This window comes from Streptomyces albireticuli (assembly GCF_021228125.1).
Taxonomy (GTDB): domain Bacteria; phylum Actinomycetota; class Actinomycetes; order Streptomycetales; family Streptomycetaceae; genus Streptomyces; species Streptomyces albireticuli.
This window is the reverse complement of record NZ_JAJQQS010000002.1, coordinates 834,547-856,532: the sequence shown is the minus strand read 5'-3', so window position 1 is coordinate 856,532 and position 21,986 is coordinate 834,547. Positions and strand designations below refer to the sequence as shown.

Genomic DNA, 21,986 nt, shown 5'->3' with positions numbered 1-21,986 from the left:
AAGGATGACGGAGGCCCGCCCACGTCATACCGGAGTCGCGTGGGCGGGCCGGGAGGGCCGTGCCCGGCCGGGTGGCAGGGCTGGTCCGTCCGGGTCGGTGGGAGGGTCTGCCGGACGGTTCGGTGGGACGGGACGGGTCAGCCGCCGAGGCTCGCGGCGGCGGTCCTGATGTTGGCGGCGAAGGTGCTGACCTCGCTGTAGACGCCCGGGTACCCGGGCCGCGCGCAGCCTTCGCCCCAGCTGACGATGCCGACCTGGATCCAGGCGCCGGCGTTGTCCTTACGGAACATCGGGCCGCCGGAGTCGCCCTGGCAGGTGTCCACGCCGCCCTGGGCGAGGTAGCCGGCGCATATCTCGTCGCCGGGGGTGAGGGCGCTGCCGTACGCCTTCTGGCAGGTGGCGTCGTCGACGTACGGGACGTTGGCCTTGAGCAGGTAGCGCTGCTGGGAGCCGCCCTCGGTCGCGGCGCCCCAGCCGGCGACGGTGAAGGTGCCGTTGTTGTACGCGGTGTTGTCGGCGATCTTGAGGGTGGGCAGGTTGACGGGCTTGGCGAGCTTGATCAGCGCCCAGTCCTTGCCCGAGCCGTCGTAGCCGGGGGCCTGGACGACCTGGGTGGACTTGACCTTGACCGCCTGGCTGGACTGGAGGTCGACGACGCCGGCGGTGGCGGTGATCGAGGTGTTGGGGCCGCTGCCGTCGACGCAGTGCGCGGCGGTCAGGACGATCTGCTGGGTGTAGAGGGCGCCGCCGCAGCCCATGGACAGCCGCACCATCCATGGGAACTCGCCCTGCGTGGCGCGGGTGCCGCCGACGACTCCGGGGCTCGGCTCGGCGGTGGGGTCGCTCTGGGCCTGGGCGCTGCCGGGCTGGAGGCTGAAGGCGGCGAGGGCGACGGCCGCGACGGCGAGTGTTCTCCGGAAAGCCTTGAAGTAGGTGAGCAACTGGCTTCCTTTCGTGGGAGGTTGCGCGCTTTGTCAGGCTCATGTCAATCCGATAATCGGAATACGGCCTTCGGAGCGCGGTGCGATTATGAGGAGTGGGTGAAAGGTGCGACAAGCCTTGCGTTTCGGCCAGTTTCCACGGGCGTCGGCGGCCCGTCCGGGGTCCGTCGCACGCCGTTCACGGCGGTCACGCGCCCTGCCCGGCGCGCGATCCCGCCCGTAGAGTGCGTGCTCGTAGAGTGGGAACCGGGGGCGGGACGGACCGAGGGGGTGGTCGCGTGGGCCCGGGCAGCGGAGCCGTCGAGATCGCGCACGGATTCCCGCACCTGGAGACGGTGCGCGCCGCGATCACCGCGCTGTACCGCCGGCTCTCCTACGACACGGTGCACTCCTTCGGCCTGAGCGTGCCCCCCTCCGACGTGGCCTTCTCCGACGACGAGGACCCGTATCTGGGCGTGCAGCGGGTGGCCGGGGCGATGGTCGGGCACCTGCGGCTGCCGGACGCCCGGATGATCGTCAGCTTCCGGGAGATGCGGCACGCCGGGAGCGTCGAACTCGCCGCCGGACCGGAGTACTTCATCGAGCTCAACTCCCGCTTCAAGACCCACCGCCGGGACATCGGCGCCGCCCTCGCCCACGAGGTCATGCACGTCTATCTGCACCGGCTCGATCTCGCCTTTCCCGGCACCCGGGACAACGAGATCCTCACCGACACGGCGGCGGCGTACCTGGGCTCCGGCTGGCTGCTGCTCGACGCCTACCGGGAGTCGTCGGTCACGACGCAGAAGCTCGGCTACCTCACACCGGAGGAGTTCGGCTACGTCCTCGCCAAGCGGGCGCTGGCCTTCGGGGAGGACCCCTCCCCCTGGTTCACCAGCCCGCAGGCCTACGACGCCTACACCAGGGGGCTGGCCCGGGCCCGGCGCGACGAGCGGCGGCCGCCCCTGGCCGCGGCCGGGCGGCTGGGCCGCCACCGCTACGCCCGCGACCGGCGCGCGGAGCGCGGCTCGCCCGAAGGCGGGTACGCGTTCGAGGGGCGGGATCCACTGCGGGTCAGCTTCCCCTGCCCCACGTGTCACCAGCGGATCCGGGTGCCGGTGCGGGGGCGGGTGCGGGCCCGGTGCCAACTGTGCCGGACGGTGCTGGACTGCGACACGTGACGGGTGGCCGTCGCGGGTTTCCCCCCACCCCGCCCCTTCCCGTAACCGGGGGCAAGCCCCCGGGCCCCTGTTCCGCGCTACCGCGCGGTGGCCTCGAACGCCGGCCGGGCTGAGTTTCCGCCTGGTTCACCGAACGCCGGACGGCCGGGTTCCCGTCGCCTCCCGCTCACTTCCCCCACCACTTCCGCAGCACCTTCTCCGCCGGCTTGCCGTGCGGGGTGTACGCGAGGCGCTTCGCCGTCTCCCCCGTGTCCGGCCAGTCGTCCCACATCCACCAGCAGACGCCCGCCCACCACTCCTTGCCGTCCAGCGCCGCCAGCAGCGCCTCGTACGCGGCGGCCTGCTCGTCGGTCGCGGCCTTCTCGCTGACGGTCCAGGAGTACGGGGCCGTGGTGGTGCCGCGCTGGCTGACGTAGCCGGCCTCGGTGAAGAGGATCTTGCGGTGATGGCGGGCCGAGAAGGCCGCCAGCTCGTCGGTGATGGGCTTCCACGCCTCGCGCAGCCGCCCGGCGTCGGTGGTGGCCCGGTCGCCGAGGGGCCAGTAGGCGTCGATGCCGATGACGTCGAGGGCGTCCCAGAAGGGGATCCGCCGGTACTCGTCGTAGTTGGCGGCGTAGGTGAGCGGGCCCCGGTAGACCTTGCGGACGGCGGCGACGACCTCGCGCCAGCGGGTCCCGTCCCGTGAGGTGCCGGCCAGTTCGGTGCCCACGGAGAACTGCTCGGCGCCGGTGTCGGCGGCCAGGCGCGCGTAGTGGGTGAGGAAGCGGGTGTACGCGCCGAACCAGGCGCCGGGGTCGGCGGGGCGGATCTCCGCGCGGTCGCCGCCCTCCACCAGGTCGACATGGGGCTTGATCATGGTCTTGAGGCCGGCCTCGTGGGCGAGGCCGATGATGTGGCGCAGGCTGTCGTCACCCGCGGTCTCGTCCGTGACGCGCATGGCCGGATCGGTGGCGCGGTCCTGGTACCAGGTGGGGGTGAAGGTCACCCAGCCGGCGCCGGTGGCGGCGATCTGCCGGAGGTACGCCGCGGCCTCGGGCCTGCTGTAGTCGTCGGTGTTCCAGGCGGGGAGCGTGATGCCCCGGATGCCGCTCGCCTCCCTCTCCCGTGGGGCCGGGCTCCGGCCGCCCTCCGGCGGGCCCTCCGAGGGGCCGCCGGAGGAGCAGCCCGCGAGGAGAAGGGCGGCCGTGGCCGTGAGGGCGGCGACCGCCCTCCTCATCGCGTTCACCGGGTCAGGTCCGCGGGGCCGACGAAGGTGTAGCCGAGGGCGCGCATGCCCTCGATCGTCTGCTTGAGCGGTGCCACCGGGTAGTACGGGTGGTAGAAGAAGCTCGCCACCCCGTCCCGGACCGCCAGGTTGGCCTTGGCCGAGGCGATCAGGTCGGCGGGGAGCCTGGGCGGGTGGTTGTTGAACTCGTCGGGCTCGTAATTGCCGATGTTCTCGGGCAGCACGGTCGTGCCGTAGACGTCCTTCACCGCGTACGGGAAGAACTGGCCGATGTACCGGCCGGGGTCGGCGGTGCCGCCGAGGGTTCCGGAGAAGTACAACGATCTCTCCAGTCGGGCGGAGAAGTTCTGGCCGAAGACACGGTAGTCCGTGGCGGAGGCCGCGTAGTGCGGAGTCGTCCAGAGCGTCGGTTTCGGCAGCCCGGCCGCGGTGAAGGCGGCGAGGCCGGCGGTGACGCGGGACTGCGCCCAGGTGGTGGAGTCCTCGGCGACCGGCCCGTCGTAGATCACGTTGTCGGAGGCGTCGACGTGGGCCCGGAAGAACTCGAAGTCGTCGCCGGTGACGCCGTTGTAGGGGTTGTCGGCGTTGCCGTACTGGTGGGTGAATCCGTGGTTCATCAGGACGGCGCCGCGGGCGAGCATGTATTTCAGCGCGGCGACGACGGCCGGGGCCTGGGCGAGGGTGACGGTTTCGGCCACCCCGTCGTTGTAGGCGCCCTTGGGGTCCGTGTAGACGGGGATGACGTTGATCCCGTAGGGGATCTGCTGGGAGTGCAGGTAGTCCGCGATGGCCTTGAGACTGGCGGGGTCGGCCTTGGGACTGATGTCCTCCAGGCGGACGAAGGCCCGGTGCCGCTCGGCGGTCGCTGGGGCGAGGGCGTCGAAGAGGAGGTCCTCGAAGACGATGACGCGGTCGCTCTCGGAGACGTACGCGAACGGGATCTCGCCCAGATAGGTGAGGTTGGCCGAGCGGATCGCCCAGGGGCTGGTGGCGCCGGAGGTGCCGTCCTTGGCCTGGGCGAGCTGGGTCACCTGGGGGTAGCCGGGGCCGGTGAGCAGGGCGGGGTGGAGCACACCGCCGTCCTGGCCGGCGGGGATCTTCCGGGTCAGCTGCTGGCCCCGGTAGGTCACCTGGTTGATGTTCCCCACGCCGGAGGCCGTGCTGTAGAACGAGTTGGTGGGGTCCCAGCCGTACTTCCGGCCGAAGGTGCCGGTGCCGACGGCGTTGGCCATGTTCCAGATGTTGTCGCCGATCCAGGTGACGGGCCGGCTGGTGGCCAGCGCGTCCTGGTAGAAGGCGGCGGGCACGGCGTCGGGCAGGGTGCCGCCGTAGTACGTGGAGCCGATGTAGACCGTGGAGGTGTACTGCTCGACGAGGCCCGCGGTGTAGGTGGAGACGGGTTTGGCGGTGACGCTGCCGAAGTGGCCGGCGAGGTTGGCGGCGGCCATGGCGTAGAGCTCGCCCAGGTGCCCGTAGGGGCCCGCGGTGTCGTAGAGGACGAGCGCGGAGGTGCCGGTCGCGGCCGCCGCCGCGGCGGGCTGTGCGTCGGCCTTCGGGCGGGGCGCGGGCTGGACGAGCAGGGCGTTCGCGCGACGCAGCGCGTCGAGGGCGAGCTGGTTCTTGGCCCAGGCGCCGAGGTCCTTGGCGCTCTTCAGCGAGAGCGAGGTGGGGTTGATCAGGTCCCTGGCGAGCTGTCCGGATATCAGGCTGTCGGCCGAGGTGGCCGATACGGCCGCTTCGGCCCGGCCGGGCGAGGAGAGTACGGGGCCGCCGAGCAGGGCGGCGACGAGCATGACGACAGTGGAGATCCAGGGAATCCTGGATCTCGCTCTCGCTTTTCGCATTCTTTTTCCCCCTGGTTTTACCGCTTGTCGCCACCCCCGGATGGTCGGAGGCCCGACAGTTTGCAGATTCTTCTGGCCCCGAACAACCCATGTCAATAGACAGCAATGATCCCGAGTGCGCATTTCTGTGCACGGCTTTTGGTGCAGACCATTGATCACATCCGTAACATCGGCCCCCGACCAGGCATAACGAACGGTATGCCGAGCGAATTTGAGATTCCGATCAAACAACTCCCACCAAGTCCGACAGTAGTACCCGCGACCTCTGATACCTTCCCTGCGCACGCCTCAAGAGGCGCGAAATCGGGGGGAACTTATGTACGGAAAACCAGCCCTGGGCACAGTGCTGCCCATGGCCGGGCTGACGGCCACGCCCGAAGTACTGCCGGGCATTCCATTTGCCCGCGGCCTCCAGGAAGTCGCGGGCGCGGGCTTTCTGCTCTACGTGTCGGCCGCGATAGCCCTGCTGTCGATCAAGCTGTGGTTCCGGCTGCACTCGTCCGGCGCGAGCACCGGTGACCGGACTTGATCACGGAAATCCTGCTCTGGTCCGCCATCGCGATCATCGTGATGGCCGGCTGCTACAACGCCACGCTCTTCGTGCTCTCCCGGCGCCGCGTCCGCCGCGCCCACGGTCCGCGCCGGCAACGGCTCTACGTCTTCCTGCTCGCCTGTCTCAACGAGGAGCGGGTGCTCGCCGAGAGCCTGGCTCGGATCACCGGGCTGCCCGCCGGCAACTTCATGGCGCTCGTCATCGACGACGCCTCCGACGACGGCACCGCCGACATCGCCCGGGCCGCCGCCCGCGCCACGCCGGGCCGGGTCCAGCTGCTCCAGCGGCACCTGCCCGACGCCCGGCGCGGCAAGGGCGCGGCCCTCAACGCCGGCATCCGCCACCTGCGTTCGTCCGGCCTGCTCGACGGCTACGACCCGCACGACGTCATCGTCTGCGTCGTCGACGCCGACGGCCGGCTCGACCCGCACGTGGTCCAGGCGGTGGACCCCTACTTCGACAACCCGCGCACCGGCGGCACCCAGATCGGTGTGCGGATGTACAACCGCGACAAGGGCCTGCTGGCGCGGCTCCAGGACATGGAGTTCGTCATCTACGGCGACATCTTCCAGAGCGCCCGGCGCTACATCGGCAGTGTCGGCATGGGCGGCAACGGCCAGTTCATGCGCCTCGCCGCGCTGGACACCCTGATGGGCGAGGACGGCGGCGGGCCCTGGAGCGACTCGCTGACCGAGGACCTCGACCTCGGGGTCCGCCTGATCGCGGGCGGCTGGACCAATCAGCACTGCACCACCGCCGCGGTCTCCCAGCAGGCCGTGCTCGACGTACGGCGCCTGGTGCGCCAGCGCTCGCGCTGGTTCCAGGGCCACCTCCAGTCGGCCGGGCTGGTCCCGCTGATCCTCCGCGAGGTGCCCACCCGGGCCGCGGTGGACCTGCTCTACCACCTCTCCAGCCCGGTGCTGATCCTGCTCACCTCGCTGCTGCCGCTGTCCTTCCTCGTCGCCCTGACCGGCACGGCCATCGGCTCCGTGCAGGCGGGCCGGCCGCTGATCTCCCCCTTGTGGGTGCTCGGCCCGTACGTGCTGTCCTTCACCGCCGCGTACGCCTACGCGTTCGTCTACTCCCGGCGCGAGCGGGGGCTGGGGCTGCTGCGCGCCGTCCTGCTCTCGCACGTCTTCATCTTCTACGGCTACATCTGGTTCGCGGCCGGCTGGTGGGGGCTCTGGCGGATGCTCACCGGCAAGCAGACCTGGCTGAAGACCGCGCGCACCTGAACCACCCTCGCTCCACCCACCAGACAGGCCCTTTCTAGGGAGAACCATGTCCCCGAACATCATCACCGCGCCCGTACGCGCCATGCTCGTACTGGGCACCCGTCCGGAGGCCATCAAACTGGCGCCCGTGGCCCGCGCGATGGCCGCCTCCCCGCTCTTCGAGCCGATCGTCGTCACCACCGGCCAGCACCGCGAGATGCTCCAGCAGATGCTGGAGCTCCTCCAGGTGCCCGTGCACACCCAGCTCGACGTGATGCGCGACCGGCAGCAGCTCTCCACCCTGACGGCACGTCTGGTCGACGGCCTCGGCGAGGTGTTCCGCGCCGAGCGGCCCGACCTCGTCCTGGTGCAGGGCGACACCACGACCGCGCTGACCGGTGCCCTCGCCGCGTTCTACGAGCGCGTCCCCATCGCCCACGTCGAGGCCGGGCTGCGCACCGGGGTCCTCGACAACCCCTTCCCCGAGGAGGCCAACCGCCGCCTGATAGGCCGGCTGGCCCGCTGGCACTTCGCCCCCACCGCGCGCGCCGCCGAGCACCTGACCGCGGAAGGGGTGCCGGAAGCGGAGGTGTTCACCACCGGCAACACCGTCATCGACAACCTCCTCTGGGTGCTGGCCGAGAACACCGGGCACAACCACTTCGAGACCGGGCTGCGGCGGGTGCTGCTCACCCTGCACCGGCGGGAGAACCAGGGCGCCACCATGCGGGCGATGGGCAAGGCCATGCGCAGACTGGCCGAACGCGGCGATGTCGAGATGGTCGTACCGCTGCACAAGAGCCCCGCCGTCCGGGAGGCCCTGCTGCCCGAGCTGACCGGGCATCCGCGCATCCGGGTCGTGGAGCCGCTGGGCTACACCGACTTCTCCGCCACACTGGCCGCCTGCGACCTGGTGCTGACCGATTCCGGCGGCATCCAGGAGGAGGCGCCCAGCCTCGGCAAGCCCGCCCTGGTGCTGCGCACGACCACCGAGCGCCCCGAGGCGGTGGAGGCGGGCGCGGCCCGGCTGGTGGGCACCGAGCCGGAGCACATCCTGGAGGCGGCCGAGGGGCTGCTGGACGACCCCGTCGCCTACCAGCGGATGGCGACGGCGGGTAATCCTTTCGGGGACGGCCACGCCACGGACCGGATCGTGGCACAGCTCGCGGAGGACTTCGGCGCGGACGCCGGACCCGATCGGGGCGTCGTCCCGCTGGTCGCCTCCCGCCCCGAGGCCCCGGGGTCATACTCGACGGCATGACGAGAGTTCACCGGCTGCTCGGCCTCGCACTGCTCGCCGCCGCCGTGGTGGCGGGCGCCGCCCTGGCGGTGAGCGCGCTGTGGGGGGACGACGGAGGGCCGGAACGGCCGTGGGCCGAGGGATCGGTCCACGGCCCGTGGCGGTCGGTGTTCGACGGGCACGGCGAGAACATCGGCCGCCACGACGGCCTGGAGCTCGCGCCCAAGCCGGCCACGGTCGCCGAGGAGACCCACGCCGGGCTGATCGTCTCCACCGCGCGGTACGGGGCGGTGGACTTCCGGGCGCGGATGCGGACGGTCGACCAGCTGCGGACCCCGCGCCCCAACCCGTGGGAGGTGCCGTGGCTGGTCTGGGCGTACACCGATCCGGAGCACTTCTACTACATCACCCTGAAGCCCAACGGCTGGGAGCTCGGCAAGCGGGACCCCGCGTACGGCGGCGGGCAGCGCTTCCTGGCGACCGGCGCGGGGAGCTTCCCGGTCGGTGAGTGGTCCCAGGTGCGGATCGCGCAGCGCGGGGCCCGGATGGAGGTGAGCGTCGACGGGAAGGGGCTGGTGGCCTACCAGGACGACGAGCGCCCTTATCTGGAGGGGGCGGTCGGGGTGTACTCGGAGGACGCCAAGGTGGAGTTCCGGGATCTGGTGGTGCGGCCGCTGGACGGCTGACGGCCGTCCGGTACGGGAATGCCGCGACGCCCGCCTCCTGGTCGGGGAAGGGCGGGCGTCGCGTGTTCGGGGGGGCGCGTCAGACGGTGAGCGCCCGGTCCGTCGGCCGCACCGGTGCCGGCAGCGTGCTGGCGCCGGTGAGGTAGCGGTCCACGCCGCGTGCCGCGGAGCGGCCCTCGGCGATGGCCCAGACGATGAGCGACTGGCCGCGTCCCGCGTCGCCGGCGACGAACACGCCGGGGACGTTCGTGTGGTAGTCGGCGTCCCGGGCGACGTTGCCGCGCGCGTCCAGCTCCAGGCCGAACTGCTCGACCAGGCCGTTCTTCACGTCCGTGCCGGTGAAGCCCATGGCGAGGGTGACGAGCTGGGCGGGGATGCGCCGCTCGGTGCCGGGCTTCTGCTCGAGCTTGCCGTCGACGAACGCGACCTCGACCAGGTGCAGCCACTGGACGTTGCCGTCCTCGTCGCCTTCGAAGTGAGTGGTGGAGACGGAGTAGACCCGCTCGCCGCCCTCCTCGTGTGCCGAGGTGACCTTGTAGAGCATGGGGAAGGTGGGCCAGGGCTGGCCCGGGTTCCGCTCCTCCCCCGGCTTGGGCATGATCTCCAGCTGGGTGACGGAGGCGGCGCCCTGGCGGTGGGCGGTGCCGACGCAGTCCGCGCCGGTGTCGCCGCCGCCGATGACGACGACGTGCTTGCCCTCGGCGGTGATCGGGGAGACCGTCAGGTCGCCCTCCTGCACCTTGTTGGCCAGGGGCAGGTACTCCATGGCGAAGTGGACGCCCTTGAGGTCGCGGCCGGGGACCGGCAGGTCGCGGGAGGTGGTGGCACCGGCGGCGATCACCACGGCGTCGTAGCGCTTGCGCAGCTTCGCGGCGTCGATGTCGCGGCCGATCTCCACCTCGGTGCGGAACTTGGTGCCTTCCGCGCGCATCTGCTCGATGCGGCGGTTGATGTGCCGCTTCTCCATCTTGAACTCGGGGATGCCGTAGCGGAGCAGTCCGCCGATGCGGTCGGCGCGCTCGTAGACGGCGACGGTGTGGCCGGCCCGGGTCAGCTGCTGGGCGGCGGCGAGTCCGGCCGGGCCGGAGCCGATGACGGCGACGGTCTTGCCGGAGAGCCGCTCGGGCGGCTGCGGGGTGACGGAGCCGTTGTCCCACGCCTTGTCGATGATGGTGACTTCGACGTTCTTGATGGTGACGGCCGGCTGGTTGATGCCGAGCACACAGGCGGACTCGCAGGGGGCGGGGCAGAGGCGGCCGGTGAACTCGGGGAAGTTGTTGGTCGCGTGCAGCCGCTCGCTGGCGCCGCGCCAGTCCTCGCGGTAGGCGTAGTCGTTCCACTCGGGGATGAGGTTCCCCAGCGGACAGCCGTTGTGGCAGAACGGGATGCCGCAGTCCATGCAGCGGCCGGCCTGCTTGCTGATGATCGGCAGCAGGGAGCCGGGGACGTGGACCTCGTTCCAGTCCTTGACCCGCTCGCCGACGGGGCGGGTCCGCGCGACCTCGCGGCCGGTGGTCAGGAAGCCCTTGGGGTCAGCCATGAGTCGCCGCCTCCATCATCTTCTCGTGGGTCTCGTTCTCGGAGAGACCCGCTCGCTCGGCGGCGTCCTTGGCGGCGAGCACTGCCTTGTAGGTGGCCGGGACGATCTTGCGGAAGCGGTCGGCCGCAGCGTCCCAGTCGGCGAGGAGGCGGGCCGCGACGGTGGAGGCGGTCTCCTCGTGGTGGCGGCGCACGACGTCGTGCAGCCACTGCCGGTCGTCGGCGTCGAGGGTGTCGACGGCGCCGGCCAGCTCCTTGTTGACGTTGTCGGGGTCGAGGTCGATGACGTAGGCGACGCCGCCGGACATGCCGGCCGCGAAGTTGCGGCCGGTCTCGCCGAGGACGACGGCGCGGCCGCCCGTCATGTACTCGCAGCCGTGGTCGCCGACGCCCTCGGAGACGACGGTGGCGCCGGAGTTGCGGACGCAGAACCGCTCGCCGACCCGGCCCCGGAGGAAGAGCTCGCCGCCGGTGGCGCCGTAGGCGAGGGTGTTGCCGGCGATGACCGAGTACTCGGCGAGGTGGTCGGCGCCGCGGTCGGGGCGGACGACGATCCGGCCGCCGGAGAGGCCCTTGCCGACGTAGTCGTTGGCGTCGCCCTCCAGGCGCAGGGTGACGCCGCGGGGCAGGAAGGCGCCGAAGGACTGGCCGGCGGAGCCGGTGAAGGTGATGTCGACGGTGTCGTCGGGCAGTCCGGCGCCGCCGAACCGCCGGGTCACCTGGTGGCCGAGCATGGTGCCGACGGTGCGGTTGATGTTGCGGATGGGCACCTGGGCGCGGACGGGGCGGGCGTCCTCCGCGGTGGTCACGGCGAGGGCGTCGGCGGCGAGTTCGATGAGCTCGTTATCGAGGGCCTTGGCCAGGCCGTGGTCCTGCTCGGTGACGCGGTGGCGGACGGCGCCCTCGGGGAGCTCGGGGACGTGCAGCAGCGGTGCCAGGTCCAGGCCCTGGGCCTTCCAGTGGCTGACGGCCTTGCCGGTGTCGAGGAGTTCGGCGTGGCCGACGGCCTCCTCCAGGCTGCGGAAGCCCAGCTCGGCGAGGAGCTCACGGACCTCCTCGGCGATGAACTCGAAGAAGTTGACGACGAATTCGGCCTTGCCCGAGAACCGCTCGCGCAGCACGGGGTTCTGGGTGGCGATGCCGACGGGGCAGGTGTCGAGGTGGCAGACGCGCATCATGACGCAGCCGGAGACGACCAGCGGCGCGGTGGCGAAGCCGAACTCCTCGGCGCCCAGGAGGGCGGCGATGATCACGTCGCGGCCGGTCTTGAGCTGGCCGTCGGCCTGCACCACGATGCGGTCGCGCAGGCCGTTGAGGAGCAGGGTCTGCTGGGTCTCGGCGAGGCCGAGCTCCCAGGGGCCGCCCGCGTGCTTGAGGGAGGTCAGCGGGGAGGCGCCCGTACCGCCGTCGTGGCCCGAGATGAGGACGACGTCCGCGTGCGCCTTGGACACACCGGCGGCGACCGTGCCGACGCCCACCTCGGAGACCAGCTTCACATGGATGCGGGCCTCGGGGTTGGCGTTCTTGAGGTCGTGGATGAGCTGGGCGAGGTCCTCGATGGAGTAGATGTCGTGGTGCGGGGGCGGTGAGATCAGGCCGACGCCCGGGGTGGAGTGCCGGGTCTTCGCGACCCAGGGGTAGACCTTGTGGCCGGGCAGCTGGCCGCCCTCACCGGGCTTGGCGCCCTGGGCCATCTTGATCTGGATGTCGTCGGAGTTGACCAGGTATTCGCTGGTCACGCCGAAGCGGCCGGAGGCGACCTGCTTGATGCTGGAGCGGCGGGCCGGGTCGTGGAGGCGCTCGGGGTCCTCGCCGCCCTCACCGGTGTTGGACTTGCCGCCCAGCTGGTTCATGGCGATGGCGAGGGTCTCGTGGGCCTCGCGGGAGATGGAGCCGTAGGACATGGCGCCGGTGGAGAAGCGCTTGACGATCTCGCTGACGGGCTCGACCTCGTCCAGGGGGACCGCGGGGCGGTCACCGGCCAGGCCGAAGAGGCCGCGGAGCGTCATCAGCCGCTCGGACTGCTCGTTCACGCGCGCCGTGTACTGCTTGAAGATGTCGTAGCGGCGGGCGCGGGTCGCGTGCTGGAGCCGGAAGACGGTGTCGGGGTCGAAGAGGTGGGGTTCGCCCTCGCGACGCCACTGGTACTCGCCGCCGATGTCGAGGCGGCGGTGGCTGGCCGCGATGCCGGTGGCGGGGTAGGCCTTGGCGTGGCGGGCCGCGACCTCCTGGGCGACGACGTCCAGGCCGATGCCGCCGATCTTGGTGGCGGTGCCGTGGAAGTAGGTGTCGACGAATTCGCCGGCCAGGCCGACGGCCTCGAAGACCTGGGCGCCGCGGTAGGAGGCGACGGTGGAGATGCCCATCTTGGACATGACCTTGAGGACGCCCTTGCCCAGGGCCTTGATGAGGTTGCGGATGGCGTCCTCGGCCCCGGTGTCCGGCAGGTCGCGGAAGTAGGTGCCGGCGCGGACGAGGTCCTCGACGGACTCCATCGCGAGGTACGGGTTGACGGCGGCGGCGCCGTAGCCGATGAGCAGGGCGACGTGGTGGACCTCGCGGACGTCGCCGGCCTCGACCAGCAGGCCCACCTGGGTGCGCTGCTTGGTGCGGATGAGGTGGTGGTGGACGGCCGAGGTGAGCAGCAGGGAGGGGATCGGGGCGTGCTCGGCGTCGGAGTGCCGGTCGGAGAGCACGATCAGGCGGGCGCCGGCCGCTATGGCGGCGTCGGCCTCGGCGCAGACGGCCTCCAGGCGGGCGGCGAGCGCCTCGCCGCCGCCGCCGACGCGGTAGAGGCCGGCGAGGGTGACGGCCTTCAGGCCGGGCAGGTCGCCGTCGGCGTTGATGTGGATGAGCTTGGCGAGCTCGTCGTTGTCGATGACGGGGAAGGGCAGGGTGACGCTGCGGCAGGAGGCCGCGGTCGGGTCGAGGAGGTTGCGCGCGGGGCCCAGGGAGGAGATCAGCGAGGTGACGAGCTCCTCGCGGATGGCGTCCAGCGGCGGGTTGGTGACCTGCGCGAACAGCTGGGTGAAGTAGTCGAAGAGCAGCCGGGGGCGCTCGGAGAGGGCCGCGATCGGGGAGTCCGTGCCCATGGAGCCGATGGGTTCGGCGCCGGTCCTGGCCATGGGGGCGAGGATGACGCGGAGCTCCTCCTCGGTGTAGCCGAAGGTCTGCTGGCGGCGGGTGACCGAGGCGTGGGTGTGCACGATGTGCTCGCGCTCGGGGAGGTCGGCGAGGTCGATCAGGCCGGCCTCCAGCCAGTCCCCGTAGGGCTGTTCGGCGGCGAGCTGGGCCTTGATCTCGTCGTCCTCGATGATGCGGTGCTCCTCGGTGTCGACGAGGAACATCCGGCCGGGCTGGAGGCGGCCCTTGCGGACGACCTTGGCGGGGTCGATGTCGAGGACGCCGACCTCGGAGGAGAGGACGACGAGGCCGTCGTCGGTGACCCAGTAGCGGCCGGGGCGCAGGCCGTTGCGGTCGAGGACGGCGCCGACGAGGGTGCCGTCGGTGAAGGTGACGCAGGCGGGTCCGTCCCAGGGCTCCATGAGGGTGGAGTGGTACTGGTAGAAGGCGCGCCGGGCCGGGTCCATGGAGGCGTGGTTCTCCCAGGCCTCGGGGATCATCATCAGGACGCTGTGCGGCAGGGAGCGGCCGCCGAGGTGGAGCAGCTCCAGGACCTCGTCGAAGGAGGCGGAGTCGGAGGCGCCGGGGGTGCAGACGGGGAAGGTCCGCGTGAGGTTGTCGTCGTCGCCGAACAGGCCGGAGGCCAGCTGGGATTCGCGGGCCCGCATCCAGTTTCGGTTGCCCTGGACGGTGTTGATCTCACCGTTGTGGGAGACGAACCGGTAGGGGTGGGCGAGCGGCCAGCTCGGGAAGGTGTTGGTGGAGAAGCGGGAGTGGACCAGGGCGATGGCGGTGGCGAAGCTCCGGTCGGAGAGGTCCGGGAAGAAGGGCTCCAGCTGTCCGGTGGTGAGCATTCCCTTGTAGACGAGGGTGCGGGAGGACAGGGAGGGGAAGTAGACGCCGGCCTCGCGCTCGGCGCGCTTGCGCAGCACGAACGCCTTGCGGTCGAGGGCGATGCCGCTGAGCCGGGTCCCGTCGGCCGCGTCGCCGGAGACGAAGAGCTGGCGGAAGGCGGGCATCGTGGTGCGGGCGCCGTTGCCGAGCAGGTCGGGGGTGACGGGGACGTCGCGCCAGCCGAGGACCGTGAGGTCCTCCTCGGCCGCGAGCGTCTCGATGTGCGAGACCGCGGTGTCCGCCGCGGCCTCGTCGGCGGGGAGGAAGGCGATGCCGACGGCGTAGGCGCCGGCCTCGGGGAGGGTGAAGGCGACGCTTCGGCGCAGGAAGGCGTCGGGGACCTGGAGGAGGATGCCCGCGCCGTCGCCCGAGTCGGGCTCGGAGCCCGTGGCGCCGCGGTGTTCCATATTCCGCAGAACGGTGAGGGCCTGCTCCACGAGCGTGTGGCTCGCCTCGCCGGTGAGGGTCGCGACGAAGCCCACGCCACAGGCGTCGTGCTCGTTCCGCGGGTCGTACATCCCCTGCTGGGCGGGGTGGGATGCGGCAAACAAGGGACGCATCGGCTCTCCCGTCGTCGTCATGGCAGTCATGGCATGTGCATGTGCCGAGGGACGACGTTGGCCCTCTGCGGAAAGAAAATTTGGTGCAGGTTACATGATGGGCCGCTTCTCGGAAAGCGGACGATTCAATCCAGCATGTGGACACTGCGGACGAGGTGGCGAGCTCCGGAGGCCGAGGGATCGCCCGGCCCGGCCACGCCGGACACAGCGCAGCACGGGCGGCGTTGCCCGCTGCGCTTCCGGATTGTGCCCGATCGTCAAGGGCTTGAAACCGCGAGGTAACGCTGACGTTATGCGGCAGCCCGCATAAGCATCACCCCAAGGTGGCGCCGAACGCAATACCGAGGAGGTAAGTCACACCGGCGGCGGCTCCGCCGAGCAGCAGCTGACGGAGGCCGCTGTACCACCAGCTGCGTGCCGTCACCCGGGCCACGACGGCCCCGCAGGCGAAGAGTCCGAGCAGGGCGAGGAGCACGGCGGGCCACAGCTGGGTGGCGCCCAGCAGGTAGGGCAGCAGCGGCAGCAGGGCGCCGAGCGCGAAGGAGCCGAAGGAGGAGACGGCGGCGACCGCCGGGGACGGCAGGTCGGAGGGGTCGATGCCGAGCTCCTCGCGGGCGTGGATCTCCAGCGCCTGCTCGGGGTCGCGGGACAGCTGCATGGCGACCTCGAGCGCGAGCTCGGGCTCGACGCCCCGCGACTCGTAGAGCGCGGCCAGCTCCGCCAGCTCGTCGGCGGGGTGCTTGCGCAGCTCGCGGCGCTCGATCTCCAGCTCGGCGAGGACCAGCTCGCGCTGCGAGGCGACGGAGGTGTACTCACCGGCGGCCATGGAGAAGGCACCGGCGGCGAGGCCCGCGAGACCGGCGATCACGATCGTGCCGGAGGAGGCGGTGCCGCCCGCGACACCGGCCATCAGGGCGACGTTGGAGACCAGGCCGTCCATCGCACCGAAGACCGCCGGCCGCAGCCAGCCGCCGTTCACGTCACGGTGCGTGTGGTTGTCGCGGTGCGCTACGTGCGGTGCGGCAACGGCTTCCAGGACAGACATCTCCGGTGGCTCCCTTCCCCTCGGGAAGGGCCCGTCGCCCGCCCCGACAAATCGAAGGTACGCACGAACGGCCATGATCCGCTAGCAAGGAAGGCCGAACTTACCTCGCTGACCTGCGGGTTTGTGGAGAGGCCCGGAAAATTCCCTCGCTGTTGCCGATCAAGGTGCCGATCAGGGTGCCGAGCAAGGTGCCGATCAAAGCCCCGATCGAGGTGCCGATCGGGTGCCGGTCACCGGGCGATCGGCAGCAGCCACCGGGCGGCCGTCAGGCCTTCTTCGCGGGCTCCGGGGACATCCCGGCGTCCTCGGCCGCGGCGGGCTCCACCACGGCCTCGCGGCCGGGGCGCCGCTTGGCCGAGAGCACCATGTAGACGACGGCGCCGATGAAGACCACGATCGACGTCCAGCCGTTGAGCCGCAGGCCCAGGACGTGGTGGGCGTCGTCGACACGGAGGTACTCGAACCAGAAGCGGCCGACGGTGTACGCGGCCACGTAGAGGGCGAAGGCACGGCCGTGACCGAGGGTGAAGCGGCGGTCCGCCCAGATCACCAGCGCCGCGACGGCCAGGCACCACAGCGACTCGTAGAGGAACGTCGGGTGGTACGTACCGGCGACGCGGCCGATCGCGGGGTCCGCGTCGATCTTGAGGGCCCACGGCAGGTCGGTGGCCTTGCCGTACAGCTCCTGGTTGAACCAATTGCCCCAGCGGCCGATGGCCTGGGCCACGGCCAGGCCGGGGGCGAGGGCGTCCGCCCAGGCCGGCAGCGGGATGCCACGGCGCCGGCAGCCGATCCAGGCGCCGACGGCGCCCAGGGCGACGGCGCCCCAGATGCCCAGGCCGCCCTCCCAGATCTTGAAGGCGTTGACCCAGTCACGGCCCTCACCGAAGTACAGCTCGTAGTCGGTGATCACGTGGTAGAGGCGACCGCCGACGAGCCCGAAGGGCACCGCCCACACGGCGATGTCGGCGACCGTGCCCGCCCGGCCGCCCCGTGCGATCCAGCGTCGGTTGCCGAGCCAGACGGCGACGAAGACGCCGATGATGATGCAGAAGGCGTAGCCGCGCAGCGGGACCGGTCCGAGATGGACCACCCCGGTCGACGGGCTGGGAATGTAAGCGATTTCCATGGCAGCACCGACGCTACCCTGCCGGGCCGGGAACGCGGCAACCCACCCGGCACAACAGCTGCGTAACGCACCGGCGGGCCCGGCGCCCGGCCGCCCGGCCCGGCAGGGCTCAGCCCTTGGCGTTGGCCGTGACCATCTGGCGCAGTTTGTCGGGGGTCAGCGGGTTCTTCTGGTCGCCGTAGACGTCCTTGCCGTTCAGGAGCACGGTCGGGGTGGCGTGGTAGGCGGACTTGCTGAACGCCTCGTGGGACTTCTTCACCCAGCTGTCGTGGGTGCCGTCCTCGACGCACTTGCGGAAGGCGGGGGTGTCCAGGCCGGGGACCTGGCCGGACAGCTCGATCAGGCGGGACTTCTTGCCGAAGGCGTCGTCCGTCTCCTGCGGCTGGTTCTTGAAGAGCAGGTCGTGGTACGCGGCGAACTTCCCGGCGTCCTGGGCGCACGCGGCGGCGTTGGCGGCGTTGAGCGAGCCGGAGCCGCGGAGGTTGCCGTCGATCAGCGTGACCAGGTGGTAGTCGGTCTTGAGCTGCCCCTTGGCCTCCAGGTCGCGGATGGTGTCGCGGAAGCCGAGCTCGAACTGGCCGCAGCCGGGGCAGCGGAAGTCCTCGTAGACGGTCAGGGTGGACTTGGCGTCGGGCTTGCCGACCGGGATGGTCACGGTGTCCTTGCCGGTGGCGCCCTGCGGGGCGACCAGCGGGCCGGCGGTCTTCTTCTTGTCGCTCCCGCCACCGGCGACCAGGGCGGCGATGCCCGCGCCGGCGCCGAGGACGGCCACCACGACCACGGCGGCGATCAGGGTCCGCTTGCGCTTGGTGCGGCTCTCCTCCTTCCGGCGCTGTTCCTGCAGGCGCTCACGGGCGCTGCGCTTTCCCTCAGAGTTCTTCTGGCTCACGTCCCTGTACAACGAACCGGGGGCGCGGCCTGCGCGCCCCCGGTCGCCGGTTCCATCAAAAGAGTTACGCGCGCTTGCGTACGCCCTCGGCGAGTTCACCCGCGAGGGCGCGGACCGCGGTCAGGCCCGCCTCCAGGTCGGGGGCCTCCAGCAGGCGCTTGACGAAGGCCGAGCCGACGATGACGCCGTCGGCGAACCGCGCGACCTCGGCCGCCTGCGCGGCGTCGGAGACGCCGAGGCCGACGCAGACGGGCAGCTCCGTCACGGCGCGGGTGCGGCGCACCAGCTCCTGCGCCTCGTGGCCGACGGACTCCCGGGTGCCGGTGACGCCCATCAGGGAGGCGGCGTAGACGAAGCCGGTGCCCGCGGCGGTGATCCTGGCGAGCCGTTCGTCACGGCTGCTCGGCGCGACCACGAACACCGTGGCCAGGCCGTGCTGTTCGGCGGCCTTGCGCCACACCTCGGACTCCTCGACCGGGAGGTCGGGAAGGATGCAGCCCGCTCCCCCGGCCGCGGCCAGGTCGGCGGCGAACCGCTCGACGCCGTAGGCGTCCACCGGATTCCAGTACGTCATGACCAGGACCGGGGCGCCCGTCGCGGCGTGCGCCTCGCGGACCGTGCGGAGCACATCGACGATCTTGAGGCCGCCGCGCAGGGCGATGTCGTCGGCGGTCTGGATGACCGGGCCGTCGAGGACCGGGTCGCTGTGCGGCAGCCCGACCTCGACGATGTCGCAGCCGCCCTCGAGCATCGCGGTGACGGCGCGGACGCCGTCGTCGACGGTCGGGAAGCCGGCCGGGAGGTAGCCCACGAGGGCGGCGCGGTTCTCGGCCCGGGCCGCGGCCAGGGTGCTGTTCAGCAGTTCGATGTTGCCGCTCACTTGGCCGCCCCCTCGGTGGCGTCGTACAGCCCGAAGTAGCGGGCCGCCGTGTCCATGTCCTTGTCGCCGCGCCCGGAGAGGTTCACCAGGATCAGCCCGTCCTCGCCCAGCTCCTTGCCGAGGTCCAGCGCGCCCGCGAGCGCGTGGGCGCTCTCGATCGCCGGGATGATGCCCTCGGTGCGGGAGAGGAGCCGCAGCGCCTGCATGGCCTCGTCGTCGGTGACGGCGCGGTACTCGGCGCGGCCGGCGTCCTTGAGGTAGGAGTGCTCGGGGCCGATGCCGGGGTAGTCGAGCCCGGCGGAGATGGAGTAGGGCTCGGTGATCTGGCCGTCCTCGTCCTGGAGGACGTAGCTGCGGGAGCCGTGCAGGATGCCGGGGGTGCCCGCGGACAGGGTGGCGGCGTGCTCGCCACCGGCGAGGCCGTGCCCGCCGGCCTCGCAGCCGATGAGCCGGACACCGGTGTCGGGCAGGAAGGCGTGGAACAGGCCGATGGCGTTGGAGCCGCCGCCGACGCAGGCCACGGCGGCGTCCGGCAGCCGGCCGGCGCGCTCCAGGATCTGCCGGCGGGCCTCGACGCCGATCACCCGGTGGAAGTCGCGGACCAGCCGCGGGAAGGGGTGCGGGCCGGCGACCGTGCCGAAGAGGTAGTGGGTGCGGTCGACGTTGGCGACCCAGTCGCGGAACGCCTCGTTGATGGCGTCCTTCAGGGTGCGGCTGCCGGACTTCACGGCGATGACCTCGGCGCCGAGCATCCGCATCCGGGCGACGTTGAGCGCCTGGCGCTCGGTGTCGACCTCGCCCATGTAGATGGTGCACTCCAGGCCGAAGAGCGCGCAGGCGGTGGCGGTGGCGACGCCGTGCTGGCCGGCGCCGGTCTCGGCGATGACCCGGGTCTTGCCCATCCGCTTGGTGAGCAGTGCCTGGCCCAGCACGTTGTTGATCTTGTGCGAGCCGGTGTGGTTGAGGTCCTCGCGCTTGAGGAAGACCCGGGCGCCGCCGGCGTGTTCGGCGAAGCGCGGCACCTCGGTCAGGGCGCTGGGGCGGCCGGTGTAGTTGACCAGGAGGTCGTTGAGCTCGGCGGCGAAGGCGGGGTCCGCCTTGGCCTTCTCGTACTCGACGGCGACCTCGTCCACGGCGGCGACGAGGGCCTCCGGGATGAACTTGCCGCCGAACGCCCCGAAGTAGCCTTCGGGGCTGGGAATCGCACCGTCCGGGTCCGGCACGAAGAATTCACTGGGCATGCCTGATCTCCTCTGGAGATGAGTGAGATTGATGGTATGGCTGAGCGACTTTCGGCTCAGCTACGCCATCGGCGCCCGTTGACCTGCCCCGGCTCGCAACCGATGTGGTACCGCACCCTACGGCCGCGGACGCGCCGCGCGGGCGCGCGGCAGCCCCGGGGGCGGCAGCCCCGGGCCAGGCGCGCGTAAGAATTCTGGGCGGACAGCCCGGCCGCGGGCGCGCCAAGGGGAGCCGGGCGCAGGCCCGGCCCTGTGCGACAGGTGCGGCGGCGGGTCATCCGGGGCGTCAGCCCCGCCCGTGCCGCAGGGCCGGGTGGGCGCCCGCGGCCACCAGGTCGGCCACGGCGCCCTTGGGGTCGCGGCCGGTCACCAGGGACTCGCCGACCAGGACGGCGTCGGCGCCGTCGTTGGCGTAGGCGATGAGGTCGTGCGGGCCGCGCACGCCGGACTCGGCGATCTTGATGATGCCGTCCGGGATCTCGGGGGCGACGCGGGCGAAGGTGCCGCGGTCGACCTCGAGGGTCTTGAGGTTACGGGCGTTGACACCGATGATCCGGGCGCCGGCCTCCACCGCGCGCTGGACCTCTTCCTCGTCGTGCACCTCGACCAGCGGGGTGAGGCCGATGGACTCGGCCCGCTCGATCAGGGAGACCAGCGCCTCCTGCTCCAGGGCGGCGACGATCAGCAGCACCAGGTCGGCGCCGTAGGCCCGCGCCTCCCACAGCTGGTAGGCCGTGACAATGAAGTCCTTGCGGAGGATCGGGATGTCGACCTTGGCGCGGACGGCCTCCAGGTCGGCGAGCGAGCCGCCGAAACGGCGCTGCTCGGTCAGCACGCTGATCACGGCCGCGCCGCCCGCCTCGTAGTCCGCGGCGAGGCCGGCGGGGTCGGCGATCGCGGCGAGCGCGCCCTTGGAGGGGCTGGAGCGCTTCACCTCGCAGATGACGCTGACGCCCTCACCGCGGAGGGCGGCTACGCCGTCCTTGGCCTGCGGGGCCTTGGCCGCCCGCTCCTTGAGCTCGTCGAGGCTGACGCGCGCCTGCCGCTCCGCGAGGTCGGCGCGGACGCCCTCGATGATCTCGTCGAGCACACTCACGCGAGCGGCCCCCTTCCGGACTCGGCTGGTCTGGGCTGGTGGGGCGGACAACATCCTCACCAGGCACTGCGATGGTACTTGCCGGAGGGCGAAGGTTTCGCATCCGGTTGACGCGGGTCCCATTCCGTGGATGCCCAGCGGACACCCGGGGAATGCACACGAGATCACTTGAATGATCGGCCGAATGGCCGCCGGGTGCCCCTCGCGCGTGTCTCCTAAGGGACGAGGGCGGAGCCGGCCGGCAGGTTCCGTACGACCGTGAAGGCGAGGACGAGCGCGCCCAGGGCCCACCGGTGGGCGGGCCGCGGGAGCGGCGACACCCCGCCCGCGCCGCGCAGCGCCCGGACCGTCCAGACGGCCCAGAGCAGGGCGAAGGCGGCGTAGCCGGCGACGGCGAGGGCGTTGGCGCCCAGCGCGGCGGCGAGATCTCCGTGGCACAGCGCGTGCAGGCCGCGCAGGCCGCCGCAGCCGGGGCAGTAGAGGCCGGTGTGGCGCAGCAGGGGGCAGGCGGGGTAGTGGCCCGGCCGGTGGGGATCGACGGCCGCGACGTATCCGGCGGCCACGGCGACGCCCGTCCCGACGCCGAGCGGGGCGGTCAGGCGGCGCGCCACGGCCCGGGCGGTGGCCCCGCGGGCGCTGTCGGTCCTGTCGGTCCCGTCAGCCCTGTCAGTCCTGTCGGCCCCGTCGGGGTGGTCGGCGCTGTCGCTCACGCCCGCCAGTCTCCGCC

General features: G+C 71.7%; 18 protein-coding genes. 5 read left to right on the top strand and 13 right to left on the bottom strand.

The window, feature by feature from the left end; all coding sequences use genetic code 11:
• Positions 1–137 precede the first annotated feature (137 nt).
• Positions 138–941, bottom strand: coding sequence for a S1 family peptidase (locus LUZ64_RS03985; protein WP_095581993.1), 804 nt, complete (start codon positions 939–941; stop codon positions 138–140).
• A 278-nt stretch (positions 942–1,219) separates the two neighbouring features.
• On the opposite strand from LUZ64_RS03985, the gene LUZ64_RS03980 reads away from it, so the two are divergent.
• On the top strand, positions 1,220–2,101 hold the full coding sequence (locus tag LUZ64_RS03980; protein ID WP_095581992.1) for a hypothetical protein: 882 nt from the start codon (positions 1,220–1,222) through the stop codon (positions 2,099–2,101).
• Between the two features lie 166 nt (positions 2,102–2,267).
• On the opposite strand, the gene LUZ64_RS03975 is transcribed toward LUZ64_RS03980, so the two are convergent.
• Together LUZ64_RS03975 and LUZ64_RS03970 are read right to left on the bottom strand one after the other, a co-directional pair.
• Positions 2,268–3,317, bottom strand: coding sequence for a glycoside hydrolase family 113 (locus LUZ64_RS03975; protein ID WP_232390028.1), 1,050 nt, complete (start codon positions 3,315–3,317; stop codon positions 2,268–2,270).
• A 5-nt stretch (positions 3,318–3,322) separates the two neighbouring features.
• A complete protein-coding gene (locus LUZ64_RS03970; protein WP_232390007.1) occupies positions 3,323–5,119 on the bottom strand; it encodes a DUF2334 domain-containing protein in 1,797 nt (598 codons plus the stop codon).
• A gap of 367 nt (positions 5,120–5,486) precedes the next feature.
• Here LUZ64_RS03970 and LUZ64_RS03965 point away from each other — a divergent pair, with 367 nt between their 5' ends.
• The 4 genes from LUZ64_RS03965 to LUZ64_RS03950 are packed head-to-tail and all read left to right on the top strand — an operon-like array spanning position 5,487 to position 8,863.
• Complete coding sequence (locus tag LUZ64_RS03965) at positions 5,487–5,699, top strand: hypothetical protein (protein WP_143593205.1); 213 nt, start codon at positions 5,487–5,489, stop codon at positions 5,697–5,699.
• Entirely contained in the window at positions 5,696–6,958 is a 1,263-nt protein-coding gene (locus LUZ64_RS03960) for a glycosyltransferase (protein WP_095581988.1), read from the top strand. Before LUZ64_RS03965 ends, LUZ64_RS03960 begins: the two co-directional genes overlap by 4 nt.
• Positions 6,959–7,004: 46 nt before the next feature.
• Positions 7,005–8,198 carry a non-hydrolyzing UDP-N-acetylglucosamine 2-epimerase gene (wecB, locus tag LUZ64_RS03955; protein ID WP_095581987.1) on the top strand — a complete coding sequence of 398 codons (1,194 nt, stop codon included), beginning with the start codon at positions 7,005–7,007 and terminating at the stop codon, positions 8,196–8,198.
• Complete coding sequence (locus tag LUZ64_RS03950; RefSeq protein ID WP_095581986.1) at positions 8,195–8,863, top strand: 3-keto-alpha-glucoside-1,2-lyase-like domain-containing protein; 669 nt, start codon at positions 8,195–8,197, stop codon at positions 8,861–8,863. The genes wecB and LUZ64_RS03950 overlap by 4 nt, the downstream gene beginning before the upstream one ends.
• Before the next feature lie 79 nt (positions 8,864–8,942).
• Here LUZ64_RS03950 and LUZ64_RS03945 read toward each other — a convergent pair whose 3' ends face one another.
• The 10 genes from LUZ64_RS03945 to LUZ64_RS03900 all read right to left on the bottom strand — a co-directional run bounded on the left by LUZ64_RS03945 (position 8,943) and on the right by LUZ64_RS03900 (position 21,969).
• Positions 8,943–10,403, bottom strand: coding sequence for a glutamate synthase subunit beta (locus LUZ64_RS03945; RefSeq protein ID WP_095581985.1), 1,461 nt, complete (start codon positions 10,401–10,403; stop codon positions 8,943–8,945).
• Positions 10,396–15,000 carry a glutamate synthase large subunit gene (gltB, locus tag LUZ64_RS03940; RefSeq protein WP_232390008.1) on the bottom strand — a complete coding sequence of 1,535 codons (4,605 nt, stop codon included), beginning with the start codon at positions 14,998–15,000 and terminating at the stop codon, positions 10,396–10,398. Before gltB ends, LUZ64_RS03945 begins: the two co-directional genes overlap by 8 nt.
• 292 nt (positions 15,001–15,292) lie before the next feature.
• Complete coding sequence (locus LUZ64_RS03935) at positions 15,293–16,024, bottom strand: VIT1/CCC1 transporter family protein (RefSeq protein WP_095581983.1); 732 nt, start codon at positions 16,022–16,024, stop codon at positions 15,293–15,295.
• A 265-nt stretch (positions 16,025–16,289) separates the two neighbouring features.
• On the bottom strand, positions 16,290–17,153 hold the full coding sequence (gene lgt, locus LUZ64_RS03930) for a prolipoprotein diacylglyceryl transferase (RefSeq protein WP_095581982.1): 864 nt from the start codon (positions 17,151–17,153) through the stop codon (positions 16,290–16,292).
• A gap of 109 nt (positions 17,154–17,262) precedes the next feature.
• Positions 17,263–18,042, bottom strand: a complete 780-nt coding sequence (locus LUZ64_RS03925) for a DsbA family protein (protein WP_095581981.1) — start codon at positions 18,040–18,042, stop codon at positions 17,263–17,265.
• 64 nt (positions 18,043–18,106) lie between these two features.
• Positions 18,107–18,922, bottom strand: a complete 816-nt coding sequence (trpA, locus tag LUZ64_RS03920; RefSeq protein WP_095581980.1) for a tryptophan synthase subunit alpha — start codon at positions 18,920–18,922, stop codon at positions 18,107–18,109.
• Entirely contained in the window at positions 18,919–20,163 is a 1,245-nt protein-coding gene (trpB, locus tag LUZ64_RS03915) for a tryptophan synthase subunit beta (RefSeq protein ID WP_095581979.1), read from the bottom strand. Before trpB ends, trpA begins: the two co-directional genes overlap by 4 nt.
• 56 nt (positions 20,164–20,219) lie before the next feature.
• Positions 20,220–20,441, bottom strand: coding sequence for a tryptophan biosynthesis modulator TrpM (gene trpM, locus LUZ64_RS03910; protein WP_095581978.1), 222 nt, complete (start codon positions 20,439–20,441; stop codon positions 20,220–20,222).
• Positions 20,442–20,449: 8 nt separating this feature from the next.
• Positions 20,450–21,259 (bottom strand): indole-3-glycerol phosphate synthase TrpC, encoded by an 810-nt coding sequence (gene trpC / locus LUZ64_RS03905; RefSeq protein WP_095581977.1) that lies wholly within the window; start codon positions 21,257–21,259, stop codon positions 20,450–20,452.
• A 215-nt stretch (positions 21,260–21,474) separates the two neighbouring features.
• Complete coding sequence (locus LUZ64_RS03900) at positions 21,475–21,969, bottom strand: DUF2752 domain-containing protein (protein WP_211305052.1); 495 nt, start codon at positions 21,967–21,969, stop codon at positions 21,475–21,477.
• Positions 21,970–21,986 lie beyond the last annotated feature (17 nt).